Source organism: Flavobacterium sp., from assembly GCF_040402955.1.
Lineage (GTDB): Bacteria > Bacteroidota > Bacteroidia > Flavobacteriales > Flavobacteriaceae > Flavobacterium.
On sequence record NZ_JBBALQ010000007.1, the window covers coordinates 1 to 21,353 of the forward strand.

Below are 21,353 nucleotides of genomic sequence, written 5' to 3' on the forward strand. Positions count from 1 at the left end.
TCAGGTGGTCACTTTAAATTGGAATTGGGTGGTCAATATCACCGGAATATGCAGTACTGAGCGATTAAGAATTGATAATAGTGGAAATGTGAATATGACTGGTAAGTTAAACATTGGAGATCCAACAGGGAATGTATCCACGAAACTAGTAGGCCGCGTTACTGCCGGAACTTTTTTAACCTTCGATAATTTGAAATTTTCTGTTACAACATCAGGCCAAAGAGGACTTTCGATAGCAACGGTCTCTGGGACAGTAAATCTTTTTGTTGAGGGAAAATACAATAATACTAGCAATACGATTTATGGCAGTAGAACAGATACCGCAATAACTTATTCAACCAGTCCTAGCGGTTCTCTTTTTGGTTGGGGCTTTAATTCAGCGGGTGATACAATTATATATCATTTAACCGATCCAGATAATAGTAGAATGTACCGAGTTACTTTAATTATAATGCCTTCGTATATTGATAACTTCATTGCAATAGAACGACTTTTATAATAAAAACATTATCTAACCGCAATAGCTGAAATTTCGACATTTACATTTTTTGGTAAACCTGCCACTTGAACGGTTTCTCTTGCAGGTGCAGTTGCTTCATTAAAATAAGCACCATAAATAGTATTTATTTTTGAAAAGTTATTCATGTCGCTAATAAAAATAGACACTTTTATTACGTTTTCAAAAGTCATTTCTGCAGCTTCTAAAACCGTTTTTAAGTTTTCCATAACTTGTTTGGTTTCGGTTTCTATGTCTTCTAAAACCAGTTCGTTTGTTAATGGGTTAATGGCAATTTGTCCTGAAGTATATAACATATTACCTACCAAAACAGCTTGATTATATGGCCCAATTGGTGCTGGCGCTTTTTCTGTAAATATTATTTTTTTCATTTTTTCTACTTTCTACTTTTTACTTTCTACTTTTTACTTGAATTTACTTATCTCAATCTTGGATCAGGTAAATTTCGTTTATCCCATTTGATATCACTTAACATTGAAGATTTAATTCCAATAAAGAAATTCCACGATTGATATACACCAATTGGCACAATGCTAAAACTCATTCGCCAGCTTTCTAAATCTCTTTCAAATCGAAGTTGAGTAAAAGAAATTCCTTTTTGTGCAAAATCATAACCTGATGAGAATCCCATTTTCCATTTTACAGCCATATCAATATTACCAGAAACCATTACAGAATTTGTAGTTATTTCACGTTGACTTGCATTATTACTATACGTTAAAGAATAGGCTATTTGTAAATCCCAAGGAAATTTATAATTAAACAATTCTGATTGTTCATTTTTTGCATCATCCTTTTTAAACAAACTTTCATCTTGATTACTTAAATCTGAAGCGGCTCCAAATAAATCATCTTTACGACCTCCATTTTGAACTGTTTGTTTAGATTCTTTTTTGCCACCAAGTTCATTGCTACTAACAGTATAATTTAAGGTAATGTTAGAACTAGTCATTCTAGCTAAACCATTTCCATTGTTTATACTAAATTCATTTATTCTTTGGTTATTACTGTCTAAATCATAGGGGTCAAAACGCGCTCCGAAATTTACGCCTAATTTATTATCCAATAAAGTAGTTCCTCCAATAAAGTTAATGGGCTCTAATTTAAATTCTTCAGCGGTTAAATTATAACTTGTTGAAAAATTAAACTGATTAAATAAGGATATTTTCTTAGTTTCTCCTTTTTTACTCGCCGCATCTAATACTTTTGCTTCTAATGAATTGGAAATACCAATACCAATTGAATTTGAAATACCTAATCCGGGTGCACCCAACAAAGTATTTTCAAATCTACTATAACTTATATAATTTCCTAAATTATCCTGATATTGGTCGTAGTAGCGCTCAAAGCTTGGCGTGTAACCATAAGAAATACTTGGTCGAATTAAATGTCTTATGGCTTGAATTTTATTTGTTTCTTTAAACGTATACGTTCCATAAATAGTAGTCCCTATACTTGTAGAAAAATTGTATGTTCGATACGAATCAAAACCATTTTTTCTAACTATTTCTACTTTATTAGTGGTAGTATTAAATATTTTTTCATTGGTATTAAATACCCAATTTTCAGCAAATGCAGTACCTGCTGAAACACTAAAATGCTTAAAAATTTTAAAATTTGTAGTAATTGGAATAGTATGTGCTATTCCAGCTAATGCAGTATCAAACATTTGAGATTTAAACAGAAATTCTTCTTTAGTTGAAATTCTATTATCACCTCTTAATCCATATTGAAAATTAATATTCTGAAAAATTCCTTTTTTTATTCCATCTTGAGTGGCAAATGGAAAAATTCTATCTAAACTAGCATTAAATGATGGTAACGTTAAATTTACAATTTCCGTATTGGTGTTTTGATTGTGCGTTACGGCTACAGAAAAATTTACTAATGGCACAATTGGCACTGTTTTAGAATAACTTATGGAAGAACTTAACGTGTTATTCAAATTAGAACCTACATTTACTAAATTAATAGATTGCCGAAAATATTTACTACTTCCGAAATTTACGGAAGACGAAAATCTAGAATTTGCAGAAGCTTTTGCATCTTGACTATGCGACCATTGTATATTATATTGATTGGTTCTAGCATATCCTGGAAATCCTTTTTCGCCCAATACCTGATTTTCATACCTTACTTGAAAGTTCCCGTTAAATTTGTATTTTTTGGCATAGGTTGTTTCAGAACGAAGCGCATAACTTCCGTTAGTGTAATAATCTCCTAAAAGGGCCAAATCATAATAATCGCTTAATGCAAAATAATAGCCTCCGTTTTGTAAAAAATATCCACGATCATTATTTTGTCCAGGTGTAGGCATAATTACTCCCGAGGTATTTTTATCAGTCATTGGAAAAAAGGAAAAAGGAACACCAATAGGAGTTGGCACATCTGCTATGTACATATGCGTTAAACCGGTTACAAATTTCTTTTTTGGTACCAATTTAGCTTTGTAAGCTAAAAAATAAAATTCTGGTTTTTCAACGTTTGTTGAAGTGGTAAATCGTGCTTTTTTAAAAAAGATAACGGAATCATTTTCTCTTTTTGAAACTTCAGATTTCAGAAACATTTCTCCTTGTTTGCTTCGAGTATTCCAAATTTGTGCTTTTCCAGTTTTTGTATTAAATCGTATCGAATCGGGTTCGATTATGTTTTCACCTTGTTTGAAATATGGAAATTGAGAATAAACACCAGCACTATCTTTTAATCTTCCAGCATACACTTCGTTTTTTTCGTAGTCTAAAACAATAATTCCAGATTTTAAAATGAAATCTTGGTAATGAAGTTCTGCTTCGTTATATAATGTTAGTCTTTTTTTTCTTTGGTCTAATCGTTCATAATCTTTAGCTTTACGATTTACAATACCTTCTAATAATGGTTTTTTTGTTGTGTCTTTTTTAATAGCTGTTTTTGTTGCAACTAATTCATTTACATTGAGTTGCACGCTATCTTTTGGAAAGGTGGTTTGACTATAAATTTCTAAATTACTAACAATTAGAAAAAAAAATAAAAAAACGATATGATTAATCTTTGTACTCAAATCTATAAATACTATTTTTGTAAAAAATGGTTCGGTTTTTGAACGGTCAAACTTACGTATATTTTTTGTTAAAATTTAGTATTTAATAAAATTATAACGTATTTGAAACAACTGAAAATAATTTATCAAATATGAAGAAAATACTCGTAATTATATTTATCTGCATCTCTTTCTTTTCTATAGCACAAGAAAAGAAATTTAAAGTAGTTTTAGACGCTGGCCATGGTGGCAAAGACCCTGGTGCAGCAAAAAATGGGTGTATTGAAAAACTGATTGCTTTGGATGTGGTTTTAAGAATTGGCAAAATCTTAGAAGCTTATCCAGATTTTAATATAAAATATACCCGATCTACAGATGTTTTTATTCCTTTAAAAGATAGAGCAAAAATTGCTAATGATTTTGAGGCAGACTTATTTGTTTCAGTACACTGTAATTCATCTGTATCACCAAAACCATATGGTGCGATGACTTTAGTTATGGGATTGTCTCGTGCTGGTATGAATTTTGAAATTGCAAAAGCTGAAAATGCTGTAATTTCTTTAGAAGATAATTTTAAAGAAAAATATGAAGGTTTTGATCCGAATAATCCAAATACACAAATTGGCTTGCGTATTATGCAAGAAGAAACGTTAATGCAAAGTATCAATTTTGCAAGTGGAGTTCAAAGTTATTTTAAAAATTCATTAAACAGAAAAGATTTGGGTATGCACCAGCAGCCACTTTGGGTGCTAGATGCCACTGTAATGCCCGGTGTTTTAATAGAGTTAGGATTTTTAAGTAATCTACAAGAATCCAAATATATGAAATCAGAAGAAGGTAAATCAAATTACTCTCAAATTATTGCACGCTCAATTATTGAATATAAAAATAATCTTAAAGGATCAAATACAATTCCTAACGTATTGCAAATTAAAGAACCAGTATTTGTTGAAGAATTGCCTGTTGTGGAAACTGTTGTGGATTCATTAAAAGTTGATGATTTAGCTCCAGAACCATTTATACCTGCTGAGTCAGCATATAAAGTACAAATTAGTTTTAGTACTAAAAAATTAGATTTAACACCTGAAAACTTTAATGGGTTAACCAATGTTACTGTCGCAGAAGTTAATGGAGGATTTAAATATTATTATGGACAAGGAAGCTTAGAATCTTGTAAAAAATTATTAGCAGAAGCCAAGTTAAAAGGATATAAATCAGCTTTTATTGTTGCACCAAATTAACAAAATGAAAAAAAACATACAAATATTATTTTTACTTTTATTCACAATTTCATTTCAAGCACAAACTAAAAAATTCAAAGTAGTTTTAGATGCAGGACATGGAGGTAAAGATTACGGCGCCACCTATCATGGAAATATAGAAAAGAAAATTTCGCTTAATATAGTTCTTAAAGTAGGAGATATTTTAGCTAAAGAATCAAATATAGAAGTAGTTTATACCAGAAAAACCGATGTTTTTATCGAATTAAACGAACGAGCCAATATTGCTAATCGATCAAAAGGACATTTATTTGTTTCTATGCATTGTAATGCAAATGACAATCAAGAAGCATCAGGAAATGAAACCTATGTAATGGGGGTTACCCGAAATGCCGCCAATTTAGAAGTTGCCAAAAAGGAAAATGCCGTAGTAACATTAGAAAGCGATTATAAAATTAAATATGATGGTTTTGATCCAAAATCGCCCGAATCGGTGATGGGAATTTCTATAATGCAAGAAGAAAATATTCAACAAAGTATTGATATTGCAGGGAAAGTTCAACAAGCGTTTACAAAATTTACAACTAGTAAAAATAGAGGCGTAAAACAAGCCGGCTTTTTAGTCTTACGAAAAATAATTATGCCGCGTGTACTTATTGAAATGGGATTTGTATCTAACAAACCTGAAGGTGCTTTTTTAAACTCGGAAGAGGGACAAAATAAATTGGCAGAAGCCATTTCGAAAGCTATTTTAGGATATCGAGATGATTTTTTTAAAACAGAAACAGCAACTACTGTTAAAAAGGAGGAATCTAAAAAGCCAATTGCTAAAAAAGAAGATCCTAAAAAAGCAGACCCGAAGAAATTAGATCCAAAGCAAACAACTGAAAATAAATCGGCTATTGAAGGTGTAACTTTTAAAATTCAAATATCGGCAAGTGCTAAAAATTTAGAAACATTACCTAAAAATTTTAAAGGATTAAGTGCTATTTCCGTTGAAAAAGAAAATACCATTTATAAATATTTTTATGGTAATACAACATCGTATACAAAGGCAAAACAATTGCTAGAAGAAGCAAAAGAAAAAGGCTACTCATCTTCATTTATTGTACCTTTAAGAAATGGTAAAAAAATTAAATTAAGCGAGGCAATCAAATAAATAATGTTATTTTTGTATCATTAAAAAATGTATTTCATTTTTTAAAAAACAGTAGTAAAAAGAAATGTAGCCCTTATGAAAATTACAAAAGAAATTAAAGTTGCCGTATTAGTTATTTTATCTATAGTTCTATTTTACTGGGGTTTTGCGTTTCTAAAAGGTAAAAATTTATTTGATACGAGTACTAAATTATATGCTGTATATGATAATGTGGCAGGTTTAGTTGAAGCGGCACCAGTAACCATAAACGGATTGATTATAGGGAAAGTAAATGCTATTGAAATATTACCAGATGGTAAAATGAAAGTAGAATTAGTAATTACAAACGAACAAATTCAAATTGCAAAATCTAGTGTGGCTCAAATTATGGATTCTGGTTTAATTGGAGGAAGAGAAATAGCCATTATAAATAATTTTTCAGATACAAATTATACGCAATCTGGTAATACGCTTAAAGCATCAAATAAATTAGCATTAACTGACGAATTAGCAAATCAAATCGGACCAGTAAAAGATAAAGTGGTAGTTTTATTAGAAAATGCGAATAAATTAATCGAAAATTTAAATGCCACTTTAGACGCTTCGACGCAACAAAAATTAAAAGCTTCTATTGCTTCTTTAGAATTGACAATGTCGGAATTTAGTCAAATTTCAAAAAATGCGAATGAAATTTTATCAGAAAACAAATCGAAACTAAATACGACTTTATCTAATTTTGAAAAAACATCTGGTAATTTAAAAACTATGACTACTTCCTTAGAAGAAGCCAATTTAGGCGAAACAGTCAAAAAACTAGAAGCTACTTTAACCAATGTTAACGGAATTATGGCTAATTTAGAACAAGGCAAAGGTTCAATGGGAAAATTATTAAACGATGATGCCATGTATACCAATCTAATCAAAACCTCAAAAGAATTGGAATTACTTTTGCAAGATTTACGATTAAATCCTACTCGATATGTAAATGTTAGTGTTTTCGGAAAGAAAAACAAACCATACGTTAAACCTGCATCAGAACCAAATATAGAACAACCTAAAAACTAAATTTATGAGTTTTTTACCTAATGTTATTTTTGCAATTACCCTTTTTGTAGGCGTTGGCTTTTTTGTAAAAAATGTAAAAAAAATAATACGAAATATTAAATTAGGTCAGAATATAAACCGAACTGATAATGTTTCAGCACGTTGGAAAAATATGGCATTGATTGCCTTAGGACAGAAAAAAATGTTCACAAGACCTATTCCTGCTATACTGCATTTTACCTTATATGCGGCATTTATTATCACTCAAATTGAATTATTAGAAATTATTGTTGACGGACTTTTCGGAACACACCGTTTTTTTAAAACAGGTTTAGGTGGATTTTATACGTTTTTAATCAGCTTTATTGAAATTCTTACTTTATTGGCTTTAGTGGCTACTTTAGCTTTTTTATCCAGAAGAAATTTATTAAAGTTACCACGATTCAATAAAGCAGAAATGTTAGGTTGGCCAACCAAAGACGCCAACTTAATATTAATTATGGAAATAGTTTTAGTAACTTGTATTTTCACAATGAATGGAACAGATGAAGTATTATATTCGTTAGGAAAATCTCATTATGAAGGAATTGGTTCATTTAACTTTTCAATTTCGAAATATTTAGGTCCTGCTTTATTTGGTGGGATGAGTGAAAGTGCTTTACATATTTTAGAACGAGTAGGATGGTGGGGTCATTTATTGATGGTACTAGCTTTCTTAAATTATTTATATTTTTCTAAACATTTACATATTTTATTAGCGTTTCCTAATACTTATTTTTCCGATTTAAATGCAAAAGGAAAATTCGATAACTTAGAAAGTGTAACAAACGAAGTAAAATTAATGATGGATCCAAATGCCGATCCGTTTACTGCTCCTGCTAATCCAGATTCGGTTCCAGCAAAATTTGGTGCATCTGATGTTCAAGATTTAAATTGGGTTCAATTATTAAATGCCTATACATGTACAGAATGTGGGCGTTGTACTTCAGCTTGTCCAGCAAATACTACTGGTAAAAAATTATCACCTCGTAAAATCATGATGGATACGCGTGATAGATTAGAAGAAGTTGGAAAAAATATTGATGCCAATAAAGGTATTTTTATTCCAGATAATAAATCGTTATTAAACGACTATATTACAACTGAAGAACTTTGGGCGTGCACATCTTGTAACGCTTGCGTGGAAGAATGTCCAATCAATATTAGTCCATTATCTATTATTATGGATATGAGACGTTATTTAGTTATGGAACAAAGTGCCGCACCAATGGAATTAAATGCCGTAATGACCAACATTGAAAATAACGGCGCACCATGGCAATACAACCAACAAGATAGGGTGAACTGGAGAAACGAAGCGTAAGAATTTCGATAACAATAACAATATCAAATACAAATTGAACAACAACACCAAAGCATGAAAAAAGAAGAAATAGACGGAAAATTACAAGAATTAAAAGTTAATGGGGAACATTTAAGTCCTGTTTTACCTGAAGGAATAAAAAATTACCTTATTGATATCGATGGAACCGTTTGCGATGATATTCCAAATGAAGAACCAGAAAGAATGGCAACGGCAAATGTATATCCTGATGCGTTGGTAACATTAAATAAATGGTATGATGAAGGTCATGTTATATTCTTTTTCACGTCTCGTACCCAATCACATAGAGACGTTACTGAAGCTTGGTTAAAGCAACACGGCTTTAAATATCATGGAATGGTAATGGGTAAGCCTCGTGGCGGAAATTACCACTGGATTGATAATCATTTAGTAAAAGCCACACGATACAATGGAAAGTTTACAGATTTAATTGATAAGGATGTAACCATTCAGGTTTTTGATGATGAATTGAGTAATTAATTTACTTTGTATATAATAATTTTGTTAGAAAATAGCGTAAACCATAAATAATATGTCAGAAAATTTAGTAGTACCTACAATGGCCGAAATGATGGCACAAGGACAAACTCCTGAAGTTTTATTTTGGGTAGGTTGTTCGGGAAGTTTTGATGATAGAGCCAAAAAAATAACAAAAGCGTTTGTTAAAATATTAAATAGAGCCAACGTTCCTTTTGCCGTTTTAGGTACAGAAGAAAGTTGTACAGGTGATCCTGCAAAACGTGCTGGAAATGAATTTTTATTTCAAATGCAAGCCATGATGAATATTGAAGTCATGAATGCGTATGAAGTAAAAAAAATAGTTACCGCTTGTCCACATTGTTTCAATACGATTAAAAATGAGTATCCAGAATTAGGTGGAAAATATGAAGTCGTACATCACACAGAATTTCTAAAATCATTATTAGATTCAGGACGATTAACTATTGAAGGCGGACAATTTAAAGGAAAACGCATTACGTTTCACGACCCTTGTTATTTAGGTCGTGCTAACAATATCTACGAAGCGCCAAGGGATTTAATCCAAAAATTAGATGCGGAATTAGTTGAGATGAAACGTTCTCGAGCCAACGGTTTATGTTGTGGGGCTGGTGGTGCACAAATGTTTAAAGAACCGGAAAAAGGTAATAAAGACATCAATATCGAGAGAACAGAAGATGCTTTAGAAACGCAACCTGAAATTATTGCGGCTGGTTGTCCATTTTGTAACACCATGCTAACTGATGGTATCAAAAATAAAGAAAAAGAAGGCTCCGTTCAGGTAATGGATATTGCAGAATTAATTGCTAATGCTCAGGATTTATAACTTTAATTGAAATGAAAAGAATCCTTTTGCCTTTGATGTTTTTTATTTACACTACATTTTTTTTAGGGCAACAAGTAAATACTAATGTTATTTCTGATTCTATAAATTTTAATTCTAAAAAGGATATGAAATTTAATCCAAAAGCCTTAATTATTCCTGCAATACTAATCAGTTATGGCGTTTTAGCTACAGATAACGGACAACTAAAGTTTTACAATACGGAGTTAAAAGCAGAAGTTAAAGAACATATTAAATTTAAAACCACAATTGATGATTTTTCTCAATACGCACCATTAGCATCAATATTTATTCTAGATATTGTTGGCGTTTCAGGTAAGAATAAGATGAGAGATAAAGCTATTATTGTCTCAACTGCTTCCTTAATAATGGGGATTTCTGTAGCTTCAATAAAAAAAATATCACATATTGAAAGACCCGATGGAAGTAGTTTCCATTCTTTTCCATCAGGGCATACAGCTACTGCTTTTATGGGTGCAGAGTTATTATATCAAGAATACAAAGATGTTTCCTACTGGTATGGAATATCTGGCTATTTTGTAGCCGCTGGAACAGGTGCTTATAGAATGATTAATAACCGTCATTGGTTGTCAGATGTTGCCGCTGGTGCAGGAATAGGAATTTTAAGCGCAAAACTTGCTTATTGGTTATTCCCAAGAATTGATAAAATATTAACAAAAAATAGTGAAACAAGTAATAAAAAAATCTCATTTTTACCCTATTACAATGAGAAAAATGTAGGTTTTGGATTTGTTTCCACTTTTTAAAATCAAATTATGTACACACCATTCGAAAATTTACCAGAAGATTCAAAAATTTGGATTTACCAATCGAACAGAAAATTAACTGACGATGAAGTAACTTCTATAACTACCAAATGTCAAGAATTTGTTGAGAATTGGGCTGCTCACGGCACAAGTTTAGAAGCTTCTTTTCTTTTAAAATATAACCGATTTATTATTTTTGCTGTCAATCAAGAAGTGCAAAACGCCACGGGTTGTTCTATAGATGCTTCAGTACATTTTATTCAACAATTGGAACAAGAATTTCAAATAGAATTACTTGACAAAATGAATGTTACCTACAAAATGGGAGAACACATCGCACATAAAACACTTATCGATTTCAAAAAAATGGCAAAGGAAAAAGCCGTTACTTCAAAAACTATTGTTTTCAATAATTTGATAAATACGAAAGGTGAATTTGAAGAATTTTGGGAAGTTCCTGCTGAAGAAAGTTGGCATAGTAGATTTTTCTAAAAAAATAACTAACTTTGAAAATCATCAGAAAATAGAAATTTTGATGGTTTTTTTATTTATTTACATTTCATGAAGCATTATATATATATCACTTTATTTCTCACTACGTTAGGTTTTGCGCAAAACAAAATAAACACGCAATCCCAACAAGTTTGGGTAGATAGTACATACAATTCTCTTTCTTTTGAAGAAAAAGTTGGGCAATTGTTTATGATTGCAGCCTACTCCAATAAGAATGAAGCACATGCTCAAGATTTAGATAAATTAATTACCAAATATAAAATTGGAGGATTAATATTTTTTCAAGGAGGTCCAAATAGACAAGCTAAATTAACGAATCGTTTTCAAGCAAAATCTAAAATCCTAATGCTTATTGGAATTGATGCAGAATGGGGTTTGAGTATGCGAATAGATTCGACACATACTTATCCGTGGAATATGACTTTAGGTGCTATTAAAGATAATTCTTTACTTGAAAAAATGGGTATGCAAATGGCGGATCAATCCAAACGAATGGGTATTCATTTTACTTTTGGTCCCGTTGTGGATATTAATACCAATCCTAAAAATCCAATTATAGGAAATCGTTCTTTTGGTGAAACTAAAGAAAATGTGACTGCAAAAGCAGTGGCTTATATGCGTGGGTTGCAATCTTATGGTGTTTTTGCTACGGCTAAACATTTTCCTGGTCATGGTGACACTTCAACAGATTCGCATCACGCCTTGCCTACTGTTGATTTTTCCAGAGATAGGATAGAGGAAGTAGAGTTATATCCGTATAAAGAACTTATTAAAAATGGATTAGCGAGTGTGATGGTAGCGCATTTAAACGTGCCAAGTATCGAACCTCGAGAAAACTTTCCTTCTTCGTTATCTGAAAAAGTAGTAACGGATATATTAAAAAATCAATTAAAATTTGAAGGACTAATTTTTACAGATGCCTTAAATATGAAAGGGGCAAGTAATTTTAAACAACCGGGAGACATAGATTTAGCTGCCTTTTTAGCTGGGAATGATGTATTACTATTTGCAGAAAATGTACCTGTAGCCATTGAAAAGTTTAAACAAGCGTTTGCAGATAGTTTATTTACAGAAGCACGATTGGCGTATTCTGTAAAGAAAATATTAAAATACAAATACAAAGCCGGATTAAATAATTATTGTCCAATTGAATTTGAAAATTTATATGCCGATTTAAATAAAAAAGAATATAAAGCATTAAATTTAGAAATGTTTGAAAGTGCAGTAACAGTTCTAAAAAATGAAGATGATATTATTCCAATCAAAAGACTTGATAAAGAGAAAATAGCCTACGTAAAAATTGGTGATGGTGATGCCACAACGTACATAGAAAAACTTAAAGAATACGCCCAAATTGATGTCATTACGACTAAAAATTTAGATTCGCTTTTAGTTGAAATTGATGGGTATTCTAAAGTTATTGTTGGCTACCACAAACCAGAAGGCATTTGGAAGAAAAACGAAATGACGTTTAACGAAATCAATTGGATTGATAAAATTTCGAAACATAGTAAAACCATTGTTACCTTTTTTACCAAACCGTATTCGTTATTAAGAATTCCAACTTTTGAAGAAACGGAAGGCTTAATTGAGGCATATCAAAACAACTCATTTTCTCAACTTGTAGCTGCAGAAATTTTGTTTGGCGCCAATGAAGCAAAAGGTGTTTTACCTGTTTCAATAAAGAAAAATTTTAGTGCTTTAGATGGAATGTCAACCAAAAATCTAAACAGATTAGGCTTTGCATTCCCTGAACAAGTACAAATGAATTCTGAGATTTTGGAAAAAATTGATGAAATGGCCACTTCGGCAATTAAAAATAAAGTAACGCCAGGAATGCAAATATTGGTAGCAAGAAAAGGAAAAGTGGTGTACAGAAAAGCGTTTGGTTCACCTACTTATGAAACCATTCAGAAGGTAAAAAATACCGATTTGTATGATTTGGCCTCACTAACAAAAGTCTTAAGTACACTACCTAATTTAATGAAAGATTACGAAAAAGGGAATTTTTCATTCAACAGTACGTTATCGCAATTACTTCCTGATTTTAAAAATTCTAATAAAGCGGATATTACGGTTTTAGATATGTTAACACATCAAGCTAAATTACCAGCTTGGACGCCTTTTTATTTAAATACGTTAGATTCTTTAAAAAAACCAAGTCAAAAATACTATCAAGCTTCACCTTCTGAAAGTTTTCCGTTAAAAGTAGCTACTAATTTATATTTGCGAAAAGATTATACAGATACGATTATGAATATCATTAAAGAAGCACCTTTATTGCCTACTAAACAATACAAATACAGCGATTATGCTTTTATTTTATTTAAAGAATATTTAGAGAAATTTCATCATAAAACCTTGGATAAACTTTCTGATGATAATTTTTATAAGCTATTAGGAGCAAATTCTACAACCTATAATCCATTAGATAAATTTGAGTTGCCAACCATTATGCCTTCCGAAATTGATTCGTATTATCGATACGATACCATTCAAGGGTATGTGCATGATATGGCTGCGGCTATGCAGGGCGGTGTTGGTGGGCATGCTGGATTGTTTTCTAATTCGTTAGATGTGGCAAAAATTATGCAAATGTATTTACAAAAAGGAACGTACGGAGGGCATACTTATTTTTCAAAAGATACGTTTGATGCATTTAATACTTGTTACTTTTGTTCAACTGGAAATAGGCGAGGTGCTGGTTTTGACAAACCTCAAATTAGTGGCGAAGGTCCTACTTGTGGATGTGCTTCAAAAGCAAGTTTTGGACATACGGGATTTACTGGAACAATGGTTTGGGCAGATCCTGAAAAGGATTTAATTTATATTTTTCTATCAAATAGGAGTTATCCCGATGGAAATATTAATAAATTATCAAAATTAAATATTAGAGAAAATATACAGAAAGTAATTTACGAATCGATAACGGATTAATTATGACTTCAGCTGCAAAAACTGTGGAAGAATATATGAATAATCTTCCAGAAGATAGAAAAAAGCCTATGGAATTGCTTCGAACTACACTGCTTAAAAACATACCAAATGGTTTCGAAGAAGGTATGAATTATGGTATGATTGGGTATTATGTTCCACATACAATTTATCCAAAAGGATATCATTGTAAACCAGCTGATCCATTGCCTTTTATCACATTTGCATCACAAAAAAATAGTATTAATTTCTATCATATGGGAATGTATGCCAATAAAGACCTTTACGATTGGTTTGTTGCGGAATACCCAAAACACAGCACTCGCAAATTAGATATGGGTAAAAGTTGTATTCGATTTAATAAATTCGATGAAATTCCGTTTGAATTGTTGGGTGAATTGGTTACAAAAATTTCAGTTCAAGATTGGATTGAAACTTATGAAGTTGCATTTGTAAATAAAAAATAATAATAAAATAAATGTCAAGTCACATTTAAAATGATTTGGCGTTTCAACAACATAAATAAATGAAAATAGCAATGGTTTGTTATCCTACCTTTGGTGGGAGTGGCGTAGTGGCCACAGAGTTAGGCTTAGAACTAGCAAAAAAAGGACATGAAATTCATTTCATCACCTATAAGCAGCCTGTGCGATTATCATTATTAAATCCGAATATTTATTTTCATGAAGTAAATGTTCCTAACTATCCATTGTTTCACTATCAGCCTTATGAATTGGCCTTGTCTAGTAAATTGGTCGACATGGTGAAACTTCATAAAATAGATGTATTGCACGTGCATTATGCCATTCCTCATGCGTACGCAGGCTATATGGCAAAAAAAATGCTAGCCGAAGAAGGTATTTCTCTTCCCATGATTACTACACTTCATGGTACCGACATTACTTTAGTTGGAAATCATCCGTTTTATAAAAGTGCGGTGACATTTAGTATCAACAAATCCGACTTTGTAACCAGTGTTTCCAGTAGTTTACGAGAAGCTACGTATCGTTTGTTTGATATTAATAAAGAAATTCATGTCATACCGAATTTTATTGAAATTCAAGAAACATTGTTAGATAATAAATCCATTTGTCAGCGTTCTGTTTTAGCTTCGACTGATGAAAAAATAATTACACATATATCTAACTTTAGAAAAGTAAAAAATATTCCTGATGTAGTAAAGGTTTTTTATAACATTCAGAAAGAAATTCCTTCTAAATTAATGATGGTAGGCGAAGGACCTGAGAAAATTGTTGCCGAGAAACTATGTGAAGATTTAGGCATTTCAGATAAAGTAATTTTCTTTGGAAACAGTAACGACATTAATCAAATTTTAAAGTATTCTGATTTGTTTTTATTGCCTTCTGAAACAGAAAGTTTTGGTTTGGCAGCATTGGAAGCTATGGCGTTTAGTGTGCCAGTAATATCAAGTAACTCTGGCGGTATTCCTGAAGTAAATGAAGAAGGTGTTTCAGGTTATTTAAGTGCTGTTGGCGATGTGGAAAGCATGAGTAAAAATGCCATTTCTATTTTACAATCAGAAGACACGTTACTTCAGTTTAAAAAAGCGGCATTTGAAGTAGCTAAAAAATTCGACATCAAAAATATTCTTCCTTTGTATGAAGAGTTGTATAATAAAGCTATTAATTTAGATTCTTAATTATGAAAATGTTTAAAAATATAGTGTCACTTATTGGTGTTTGTTTGCTGTTTTTGTCTTGTAAACCAGCTCAGCAAGTTGTTGCGAAAGAAAAAGACAAGTACGAAGTGGTATTTAAAAGTCAAATAGGTGGGAAGAAGGAAAAATCTACCCAAATAATTAAAAACTATGAAGAATTTAATGCGTTAATCACCACTTTAAATGTAGAAGAAGAGTCTTTTGGTAAATTGTTAGCAATTGATTTAGAAAAGTACGATTTAGTGGCTTGTTTTTTAGGTGAAAAAACCACAGGTGGCTATGATATTGATATAGCAGACGTTCTTTTTACAGCCACTACCGCACAAATTATCTTAAAAGAAATTGGTCCTGAAAAAAATGAAATTGTAACCGATGCATTTACGTCGCCTTATCTTTTCGTATTAGTACCAAAAAACAAAACGATTTTAGTTAATTAACATTATACGTATCTAAAAATTCTTCTTGCACTTGCGAGTTGGTCACAGGCAGTCCAATTTGAGCCGCTATTGTAGCGTTTAAACTAAAATTGGTATTTGTTTTTGTATACACTATACCAATGTTTTTGGAAAGGTATTGCGTGGAAACCACCACATCTTGTTGCGGTAAAATATTTAAAGTAATAGGAAATCCTGCAACAGTTTGCGTAGACGTTATTTTTAAATTTACCACTATTTTAGTAGATTTCACATTTGGATACACATCATTATTTGGTGAGGTGTACGAGGCAAAACTTTCTCCACCAATAGATCTTAATCGGTATTCAATTGTAATGGGTAAACTGCTAATAGTTTGTTGAAAAGTACCTGTTTTTTCAGATAAAATTTCACCATTTGTTGCACTTTCTTTAAATATAATAAAATCGGTTACACTTAAATCTACTCCGGTTGGTAGCGTTATACCTTGTAATACACTTAAATTTCCAGTTAAAAGTAATTTTCCAGCTTCTTTTCTTACGTTGTTGTTATTTAATGAAGTGCAATAAAAACCAGTTGCAATATTGTTTCTGTTTTTAAATTTTTTATAGGTGTGTGCCCCAACTGTTTCGTTGCCAAAAATATATAAAGAATCTCTTGTATTGGTTGCACCTACCACATCATACGTCCAATAGTTTCCAGTATTTAATGGTAAGGCATCTGTAAATGTAGTAGAATTGTTTGAGTTGTTTGGGTTGTTTGAGTTGTCACCAATTGTACTTTCTAGACCTTCTACCGCACAAGAAACCAAACTTAAACTTAAGATTGCAAATACTATTTTTTTCATTTTATAAATTTTTTGCTAATATAAAAAAAACATTCGATATTTTTGTAACTATTAATGATTGCTAAAAACATTTTAAATGGCAAATTCAATAGGAACACGTTTTACATTAACAACTTTTGGCGAGTCGCACGGCTTGGCTTATGGTGGTATTATTGATGGTTGTCCATCTAATATTGCTATTGATTTGAATTTTGTTCAATCAGAATTAGATCGAAGAAAGCCAGGGCAATCTAAACTGGTTTCTCAGCGAAAAGAAAGCGATACGGTACAATTTTTGTCTGGTATTTTTGAAGGAAAAACCACAGGAACGCCTATTGGATTTATGATTGATAATGAAAATCAGAAGTCCCAAGATTATGATCAGTTAAAAGATACGTTTCGTCCTAGTCACGCTGATTTTACCTACGATAAAAAATACGGAAATAGAGATTATCGAGGCGGTGGAAGAAGTTCGGCACGCGAAACGGTGAATTGGGTAGTGGCTGGTGCCATTGCCAAACAAATTATACCTAAGATTAAAATCACTGCCTTTGTTTCTTCTGTTGGAACTATTTATATTGACAAACCTTACCAAGATTTAGATTTTACCAAAATTGAGAGCAATGCAGTTCGATGTCCGGATGAAGCTACAGCAGCTAAAATGGAAGACTACATCACCGAAATAAAAAAGCAAGGCGATACCGTTGGTGGCACCATTACTTGTGTAATACAAAATGTACCCATTGGTTTGGGCGAACCTGTTTTTGATAAATTACAAGCCCAACTGGGCAAAGCCATGCTATCTATAAACGCGGTAAAAGGGTTTGAGTATGGCTCAGGATTTTGTGCTGCTGAAATGAAAGGCAGTGCGCACAACGATTTATTTAACGAAGACGGCAGTACCAAAACCAATTTGTCTGGTGGCATACAAGGCGGGATAAGTAACGGTATGGATATTTATTTTCGAGTGGCTTTTAAACCTGTTGCTACACTATTACAACAACAAGAAGTTCTAACCCAAGACGGAAAACTTAAAGACCAACAAGGCAAAGGAAGACATGATGCTTGTGTAGTGCCAAGAGCAGTGCCCATAGTAGAAGCATTAGCCGCTATGGTTTTGGCTGATTTCACTTTGTTACACCAATCGTCATAGATTTTATTTAATAGAAATGATTTTTTTTATCTAAGATTCACAATTTTTTAACATGAATATCAAAATAAAATATTAATTTTATAAAAATAATTAAAATAAAAATAAAATGAAGGCATTTGTTCTAAAATGGTATCCGGTAATATTAGCATTTATTTGTATGTTATATTCAATTACATTAGGTTTGTTAGGTAGAAGCGAAGAAGCGCTATATTCCGCGCATTGGCCAGGTACGATATTATTATTTGCATTAGTAATCCGACAAAGAAGATCATCATGAGTATAGGATTTTTTATTACAGGTGGTATAATTTTTATAGTTTACGTTTTTTTTACAATGTGGAATATTTTTTATTCTGGTAAAAAACAAAGAGAAGAAAATTATCCCACACTAAAAGATATGAAGAATAAGGAAGAAAAATAATTTTTATTTTATTCCTCCACTTCCGCTACGCAAAGTATCCTGACTTTGTAGCAAGGCAACTTAAAGACTAATAAGTTTTAAGGTTGCCATAATGCTTGTGCACTTCAAAGAACAGTATCTTTTTTATATTTTTATACCAATCTTCTTACATTTTATCTACAAATACCGATTTTTTGGTTTTCAGCCACGCTTCATATACTTTACATACACTATCCATACACTATCTATGGAGTATCTACGGAGTATCTATACACCATCTCTTTTAAATTGTTCCCTCTGCTCGTACTCAATTCCTTTCGCTTTTGATAGAAGAACCAAACGCTAAATTTTGGCGTTTCTTTTCTAACAAAAAACCTAACAAATTCTAATTCTGAAAATCCTATTCAGGGATTTTTTGGGAAAAATATACGTTTCGCATTAAAAAAAAATCAGCAGAAATAAATCTCCCAAAGCAGTATAATCGGAACTTCAGAATTGTCAAGTCATTATATTTTTTTTGTTTTTAGCTGTTAATGTGTTACATTTGAATTTTATTAAATTAACGGTAGCTAAACCAAACCAAAAATTTAATTAACAGCCTGGTTTTTAATTATAAAAAAATATATTTCTTGTTTGTGCGCAATTTATTGAACCACTTTTCTAAAGTTGAGAAGCTACTTTTTATAATTATCTTGATCATTTATATCAATAATCTTTTTATTGATATAATGAAAATAGATGCGGCTCAATATGCATCAATTGCGTTTGAAATGCTAACTAATAATTCGTATTTGCAAGTTACTGATATGCAAACGGATTATCTAGACAAACCACCACTTTTATTTTGGATTTCCAGTGTAAGTATGGGTCTTTTTGGGGTATGCAATTTTGCATATAAAATGGGTACATTTTTGATGTTACTTCTTTCTTTATTTGCTGTTTATAAAGTATCCATTCGGTATTATAATCACGAAATTGCTAAAAATGCAACACTAATTTTCGCAACTTGTCAAGCTTTTTATCAAATGACAAACGACGTAAGAACAGATGGATTACTAACTTCAAGCGTCATCATATCTATTTGGTTATTGGTAGAATACTTTTTTACCAATAAAATTAAATATTTAGTATTTGGTGCTGTCTTTACAGCGTTTGCGATGCTTTCCAAAGGACCAATTGGTATCATAGCCGTTTTAATGCCTATTGGATTGCAATTACTTTATAAAAAAGATTGGAAACAAATTTTTAATATAAATTGGATAGTTTTTTTAGTAGTTGTGGCTTTGTTGTTACTTCCCATGTCTTATGGATTATACCAACAATTTGATTTACATCCTGAAAAAATTATTAATGGAAAACAAAATCAAAGTGGCTTATATTTTTATTATTGGTTGCAAAGTTTTGGTCGTATCACAGGTGAAAGTGTATGGGACAATGGTTTGCCTTGGCACTTTTTTATTGGATCTATAAGTTGGGATTTTTTCCCTTGGATTCTGGTTTTATATGCCGGATTATTTCTTAAAATCAAAAATAGTATTCTCAAAAAAACCGAAAATCTTCCTGAAATTATAACGCTTAGTGGTTTTTTAGTACTTTTTATATTATTGTCTTTGTCAAAATATAAATTGCCACATTATATTTTTGTTACCTTGCCATTTGCAAGTATCATTTGTGCTAGCTATTTTGATAAAATTACAAGTATTCAATATAAAATTTGGAATAAAATTTATGTTGCATTTGGTTGTTTGGTATTCGTTATTTTATTTGTGTATCCGCTACTGTTTTTCAAAGAATTTAATAGTATTATTATTTTTTTAATAGTGTTGCAGTTGTTATTATTGTATTTTAGGAATACAATTAAAATGTCTGGAACACTAAAATTAATAAGTTATGTTATAGTTTTAAATTTGTTTTTAAGTTTTGTTTTTTATCCGAAATTACTATCATTTCAAGCCGATTCTATGGCAGGAAAATGGGTAACAAATAATAAGGCTACTGCTTCTGTTTATTTAATAGATGAACAATCACACGCCTTTAATTTTTATTCGAAAAACACAAAAAATAAAACCATCAGTATTGATGCAATTGAAACAGTAAATCAATCAAGTTGGTTTTATATAAATGAAGAACGACTTCAATTGGTCAAGCAAAAATATGATATTGTAAAAAAAATAAAATTCGCTGACTATCCAATAACCAGACTAAAATTATCTTTTTTATTAGAAGAGACGCGTCCCGAAACTTTAAACTATTATTATTTAATTCAATTAAAAAAAAAATATAATTGTGAAAAAATTATCCATAATTATTCCTGCATATAATGAAGGAAAAACCATCCATTTGATTTTAGATAAAATCAAACAAGTTAATTTGTTACAAGAAATTGAAAAAGAAATTATTATTGTAAACGATTTTTCTAACGACAATACAGAAGAAGCGATAACTAATTACATCGAACAAAATCCTACTGTAACTATTCAATATTTTAAGCATAGTTACAATCAAGGAAAAGGTGCGGCGCTACATACTGGAATAAAAGAAGCAACTGGTGATTTTACCATTATTCAAGACGCAGATTTAGAATACGATCCAAATGAATATAATTTATTATTACAACCCATAATCGACGGTTATGCAGATGTGGTTTACGGTTCCAGATTTATGGGTGGCAATCCACATAGAATATTGTTTTTTTGGCATACCCTTGGAAATAAGTTTTTAACCACGCTATCAAATATTTTTACAAATTTGAACTTAACGGATATGGAAACGTGTTACAAAATGTTTCGTACAGAAAGTATTCAAAAATTAGTACTAAAAGAAAAAAGATTTGGTTTTGAACCAGAAATAACCGCTAAAATATCTAGAATACCAAAAATCAGAATCTATGAAGTAGGCATATCCTATTATGGAAGAACCTACGAAGAAGGAAAGAAAATTGGCTGGAAAGACGGATTTAGAGCCTTATATTGTATAGTAAAATACGGACTTTTTAAGTTTTAAATTATT

At 31.3% G+C, this 21,353-nt stretch carries 20 protein-coding genes; 17 read left to right on the forward strand and 3 right to left on the reverse strand.

Translation table 11 applies throughout. The annotated features are described in order from the left end of the window. Positions 1-94 precede the first annotated feature (94 nt). The gene (locus ABWP78_RS05045; protein WP_353169693.1) at positions 95-499 is read left to right on the forward strand and encodes a hypothetical protein; all 405 of its coding nucleotides are present in this window, start codon (positions 95-97) and stop codon (positions 497-499) included. Positions 500-507: 8 nt separating this feature from the next. Here the strand turns inward: ABWP78_RS05045 and ABWP78_RS05050 are convergent, their stop codons facing one another. Beyond that, positions 508-888, reverse strand: coding sequence for a RidA family protein (locus tag ABWP78_RS05050; RefSeq protein ID WP_353169694.1), 381 nt, complete (start codon positions 886-888; stop codon positions 508-510). Between the two features lie 47 nt (positions 889-935). Next, positions 936-3,554: a putative LPS assembly protein LptD gene (locus ABWP78_RS05055; RefSeq protein ID WP_353169695.1), complete on the reverse strand. Its 2,619-nt coding sequence runs from the start codon at positions 3,552-3,554 to the stop codon at positions 936-938. A gap of 131 nt (positions 3,555-3,685) precedes the next feature. On the opposite strand from ABWP78_RS05055, the gene ABWP78_RS05060 reads away from it, so the two are divergent. The 12 genes from ABWP78_RS05060 (at position 3,686) to ABWP78_RS05115 (ending at position 15,990) form a co-directional block, all read left to right on the forward strand. Then, entirely contained in the window at positions 3,686-4,774 is a 1,089-nt protein-coding gene (locus tag ABWP78_RS05060) for an N-acetylmuramoyl-L-alanine amidase family protein (RefSeq protein WP_353169696.1), read from the forward strand. Positions 4,775-4,778: 4 nt separating this feature from the next. After that, positions 4,779-5,912, forward strand: coding sequence for an N-acetylmuramoyl-L-alanine amidase family protein (locus ABWP78_RS05065; protein WP_353169697.1), 1,134 nt, complete (start codon positions 4,779-4,781; stop codon positions 5,910-5,912). A 75-nt stretch (positions 5,913-5,987) separates the two neighbouring features. Continuing rightward, complete coding sequence (locus ABWP78_RS05070; RefSeq protein ID WP_353169698.1) at positions 5,988-6,956, forward strand: MlaD family protein; 969 nt, start codon at positions 5,988-5,990, stop codon at positions 6,954-6,956. A gap of 4 nt (positions 6,957-6,960) precedes the next feature. Beyond that, positions 6,961-8,298 carry a 4Fe-4S dicluster domain-containing protein gene (locus tag ABWP78_RS05075; RefSeq protein ID WP_353169699.1) on the forward strand — a complete coding sequence of 446 codons (1,338 nt, stop codon included), beginning with the start codon at positions 6,961-6,963 and terminating at the stop codon, positions 8,296-8,298. Positions 8,299-8,352: 54 nt separating this feature from the next. Beyond that, positions 8,353-8,799 carry an LNS2 domain-containing protein gene (locus tag ABWP78_RS05080; RefSeq protein WP_353169700.1) on the forward strand — a complete coding sequence of 149 codons (447 nt, stop codon included), beginning with the start codon at positions 8,353-8,355 and terminating at the stop codon, positions 8,797-8,799. A 52-nt stretch (positions 8,800-8,851) separates the two neighbouring features. Further along, a complete protein-coding gene (locus tag ABWP78_RS05085; protein WP_353169701.1) occupies positions 8,852-9,643 on the forward strand; it encodes a (Fe-S)-binding protein in 792 nt (263 codons plus the stop codon). A gap of 11 nt (positions 9,644-9,654) precedes the next feature. Next, positions 9,655-10,428: a phosphatase PAP2 family protein gene (locus ABWP78_RS05090; RefSeq protein WP_353169702.1), complete on the forward strand. Its 774-nt coding sequence runs from the start codon at positions 9,655-9,657 to the stop codon at positions 10,426-10,428. A 9-nt stretch (positions 10,429-10,437) separates the two neighbouring features. Continuing rightward, positions 10,438-10,920: an ABC transporter ATPase gene (locus ABWP78_RS05095; protein ID WP_353169703.1), complete on the forward strand. Its 483-nt coding sequence runs from the start codon at positions 10,438-10,440 to the stop codon at positions 10,918-10,920. A gap of 69 nt (positions 10,921-10,989) precedes the next feature. Continuing rightward, positions 10,990-13,878 (forward strand): serine hydrolase domain-containing protein, encoded by a 2,889-nt coding sequence (locus tag ABWP78_RS05100; protein ID WP_353169704.1) that lies wholly within the window; start codon positions 10,990-10,992, stop codon positions 13,876-13,878. A gap of 2 nt (positions 13,879-13,880) precedes the next feature. Then, positions 13,881-14,342, forward strand: coding sequence for a DUF1801 domain-containing protein (locus ABWP78_RS05105; protein ID WP_353169705.1), 462 nt, complete (start codon positions 13,881-13,883; stop codon positions 14,340-14,342). A gap of 59 nt (positions 14,343-14,401) precedes the next feature. Further along, positions 14,402-15,535, forward strand: a complete 1,134-nt coding sequence (bshA, locus tag ABWP78_RS05110; RefSeq protein WP_353169706.1) for an N-acetyl-alpha-D-glucosaminyl L-malate synthase BshA — start codon at positions 14,402-14,404, stop codon at positions 15,533-15,535. 8 nt (positions 15,536-15,543) lie between these two features. Next, positions 15,544-15,990 carry a protease complex subunit PrcB family protein gene (locus ABWP78_RS05115; protein WP_353169707.1) on the forward strand — a complete coding sequence of 149 codons (447 nt, stop codon included), beginning with the start codon at positions 15,544-15,546 and terminating at the stop codon, positions 15,988-15,990. Here ABWP78_RS05115 and ABWP78_RS05120 read toward each other — a convergent pair. Next, a complete protein-coding gene (locus ABWP78_RS05120; protein WP_353169708.1) occupies positions 15,983-16,813 on the reverse strand; it encodes a hypothetical protein in 831 nt (276 codons plus the stop codon). The two genes, ABWP78_RS05115 and ABWP78_RS05120, sit on opposite strands and share 8 nt — an antisense overlap. 76 nt (positions 16,814-16,889) lie before the next feature. On the opposite strand from ABWP78_RS05120, the gene aroC reads away from it, so the two are divergent. The 4 genes from aroC (at position 16,890) to ABWP78_RS05140 (ending at position 21,347) form a co-directional block, all read left to right on the forward strand. Continuing rightward, positions 16,890-17,945: a chorismate synthase gene (gene aroC / locus ABWP78_RS05125; RefSeq protein ID WP_353169709.1), complete on the forward strand. Its 1,056-nt coding sequence runs from the start codon at positions 16,890-16,892 to the stop codon at positions 17,943-17,945. Positions 17,946-18,051: 106 nt separating this feature from the next. Beyond that, positions 18,052-18,222 (forward strand): hypothetical protein, encoded by a 171-nt coding sequence (locus tag ABWP78_RS05130; RefSeq protein ID WP_353169710.1) that lies wholly within the window; start codon positions 18,052-18,054, stop codon positions 18,220-18,222. Positions 18,223-19,072: 850 nt separating this feature from the next. Then, complete coding sequence (locus ABWP78_RS05135; RefSeq protein WP_353169711.1) at positions 19,073-20,665, forward strand: ArnT family glycosyltransferase; 1,593 nt, start codon at positions 19,073-19,075, stop codon at positions 20,663-20,665. Continuing rightward, on the forward strand, positions 20,628-21,347 hold the full coding sequence (locus ABWP78_RS05140) for a glycosyltransferase family 2 protein (RefSeq protein WP_353169774.1): 720 nt from the start codon (positions 20,628-20,630) through the stop codon (positions 21,345-21,347). The genes ABWP78_RS05135 and ABWP78_RS05140 overlap by 38 nt, the downstream gene beginning before the upstream one ends. Positions 21,348-21,353 lie beyond the last annotated feature (6 nt).

Coding starts and splice junctions, on each gene's coding strand:
- ABWP78_RS05075 (WP_353169699.1), top strand. CDS start 6,961: ATGAGTTTTTTACCTAATGTTATTTTTGCAATTACCCTTTTTGTAGGC.
- ABWP78_RS05070 (WP_353169698.1), top strand. CDS start 5,988: ATGAAAATTACAAAAGAAATTAAAGTTGCCGTATTAGTTATTTTATCT.
- ABWP78_RS05045 (WP_353169693.1), top strand. CDS start 95: ATGACTGGTAAGTTAAACATTGGAGATCCAACAGGGAATGTATCCACG.
- ABWP78_RS05130 (WP_353169710.1), top strand. CDS start 18,052: ATGAAGGCATTTGTTCTAAAATGGTATCCGGTAATATTAGCATTTATT.
- ABWP78_RS05105 (WP_353169705.1), top strand. CDS start 13,881: ATGACTTCAGCTGCAAAAACTGTGGAAGAATATATGAATAATCTTCCA.
- ABWP78_RS05050 (WP_353169694.1), bottom strand. CDS start 888: ATGAAAAAAATAATATTTACAGAAAAAGCGCCAGCACCAATTGGGCCA.
- ABWP78_RS05120 (WP_353169708.1), bottom strand. CDS start 16,813: ATGAAAAAAATAGTATTTGCAATCTTAAGTTTAAGTTTGGTTTCTTGT.
- bshA (WP_353169706.1), top strand. CDS start 14,402: ATGAAAATAGCAATGGTTTGTTATCCTACCTTTGGTGGGAGTGGCGTA.
- ABWP78_RS05080 (WP_353169700.1), top strand. CDS start 8,353: ATGAAAAAAGAAGAAATAGACGGAAAATTACAAGAATTAAAAGTTAAT.
- ABWP78_RS05095 (WP_353169703.1), top strand. CDS start 10,438: ATGTACACACCATTCGAAAATTTACCAGAAGATTCAAAAATTTGGATT.
- ABWP78_RS05115 (WP_353169707.1), top strand. CDS start 15,544: ATGTTTAAAAATATAGTGTCACTTATTGGTGTTTGTTTGCTGTTTTTG.
- ABWP78_RS05065 (WP_353169697.1), top strand. CDS start 4,779: ATGAAAAAAAACATACAAATATTATTTTTACTTTTATTCACAATTTCA.
- aroC (WP_353169709.1), top strand. CDS start 16,890: ATGGCAAATTCAATAGGAACACGTTTTACATTAACAACTTTTGGCGAG.
- ABWP78_RS05100 (WP_353169704.1), top strand. CDS start 10,990: ATGAAGCATTATATATATATCACTTTATTTCTCACTACGTTAGGTTTT.
- ABWP78_RS05060 (WP_353169696.1), top strand. CDS start 3,686: ATGAAGAAAATACTCGTAATTATATTTATCTGCATCTCTTTCTTTTCT.
- ABWP78_RS05090 (WP_353169702.1), top strand. CDS start 9,655: ATGAAAAGAATCCTTTTGCCTTTGATGTTTTTTATTTACACTACATTT.
- ABWP78_RS05135 (WP_353169711.1), top strand. CDS start 19,073: ATGAAAATAGATGCGGCTCAATATGCATCAATTGCGTTTGAAATGCTA.
- ABWP78_RS05085 (WP_353169701.1), top strand. CDS start 8,852: ATGTCAGAAAATTTAGTAGTACCTACAATGGCCGAAATGATGGCACAA.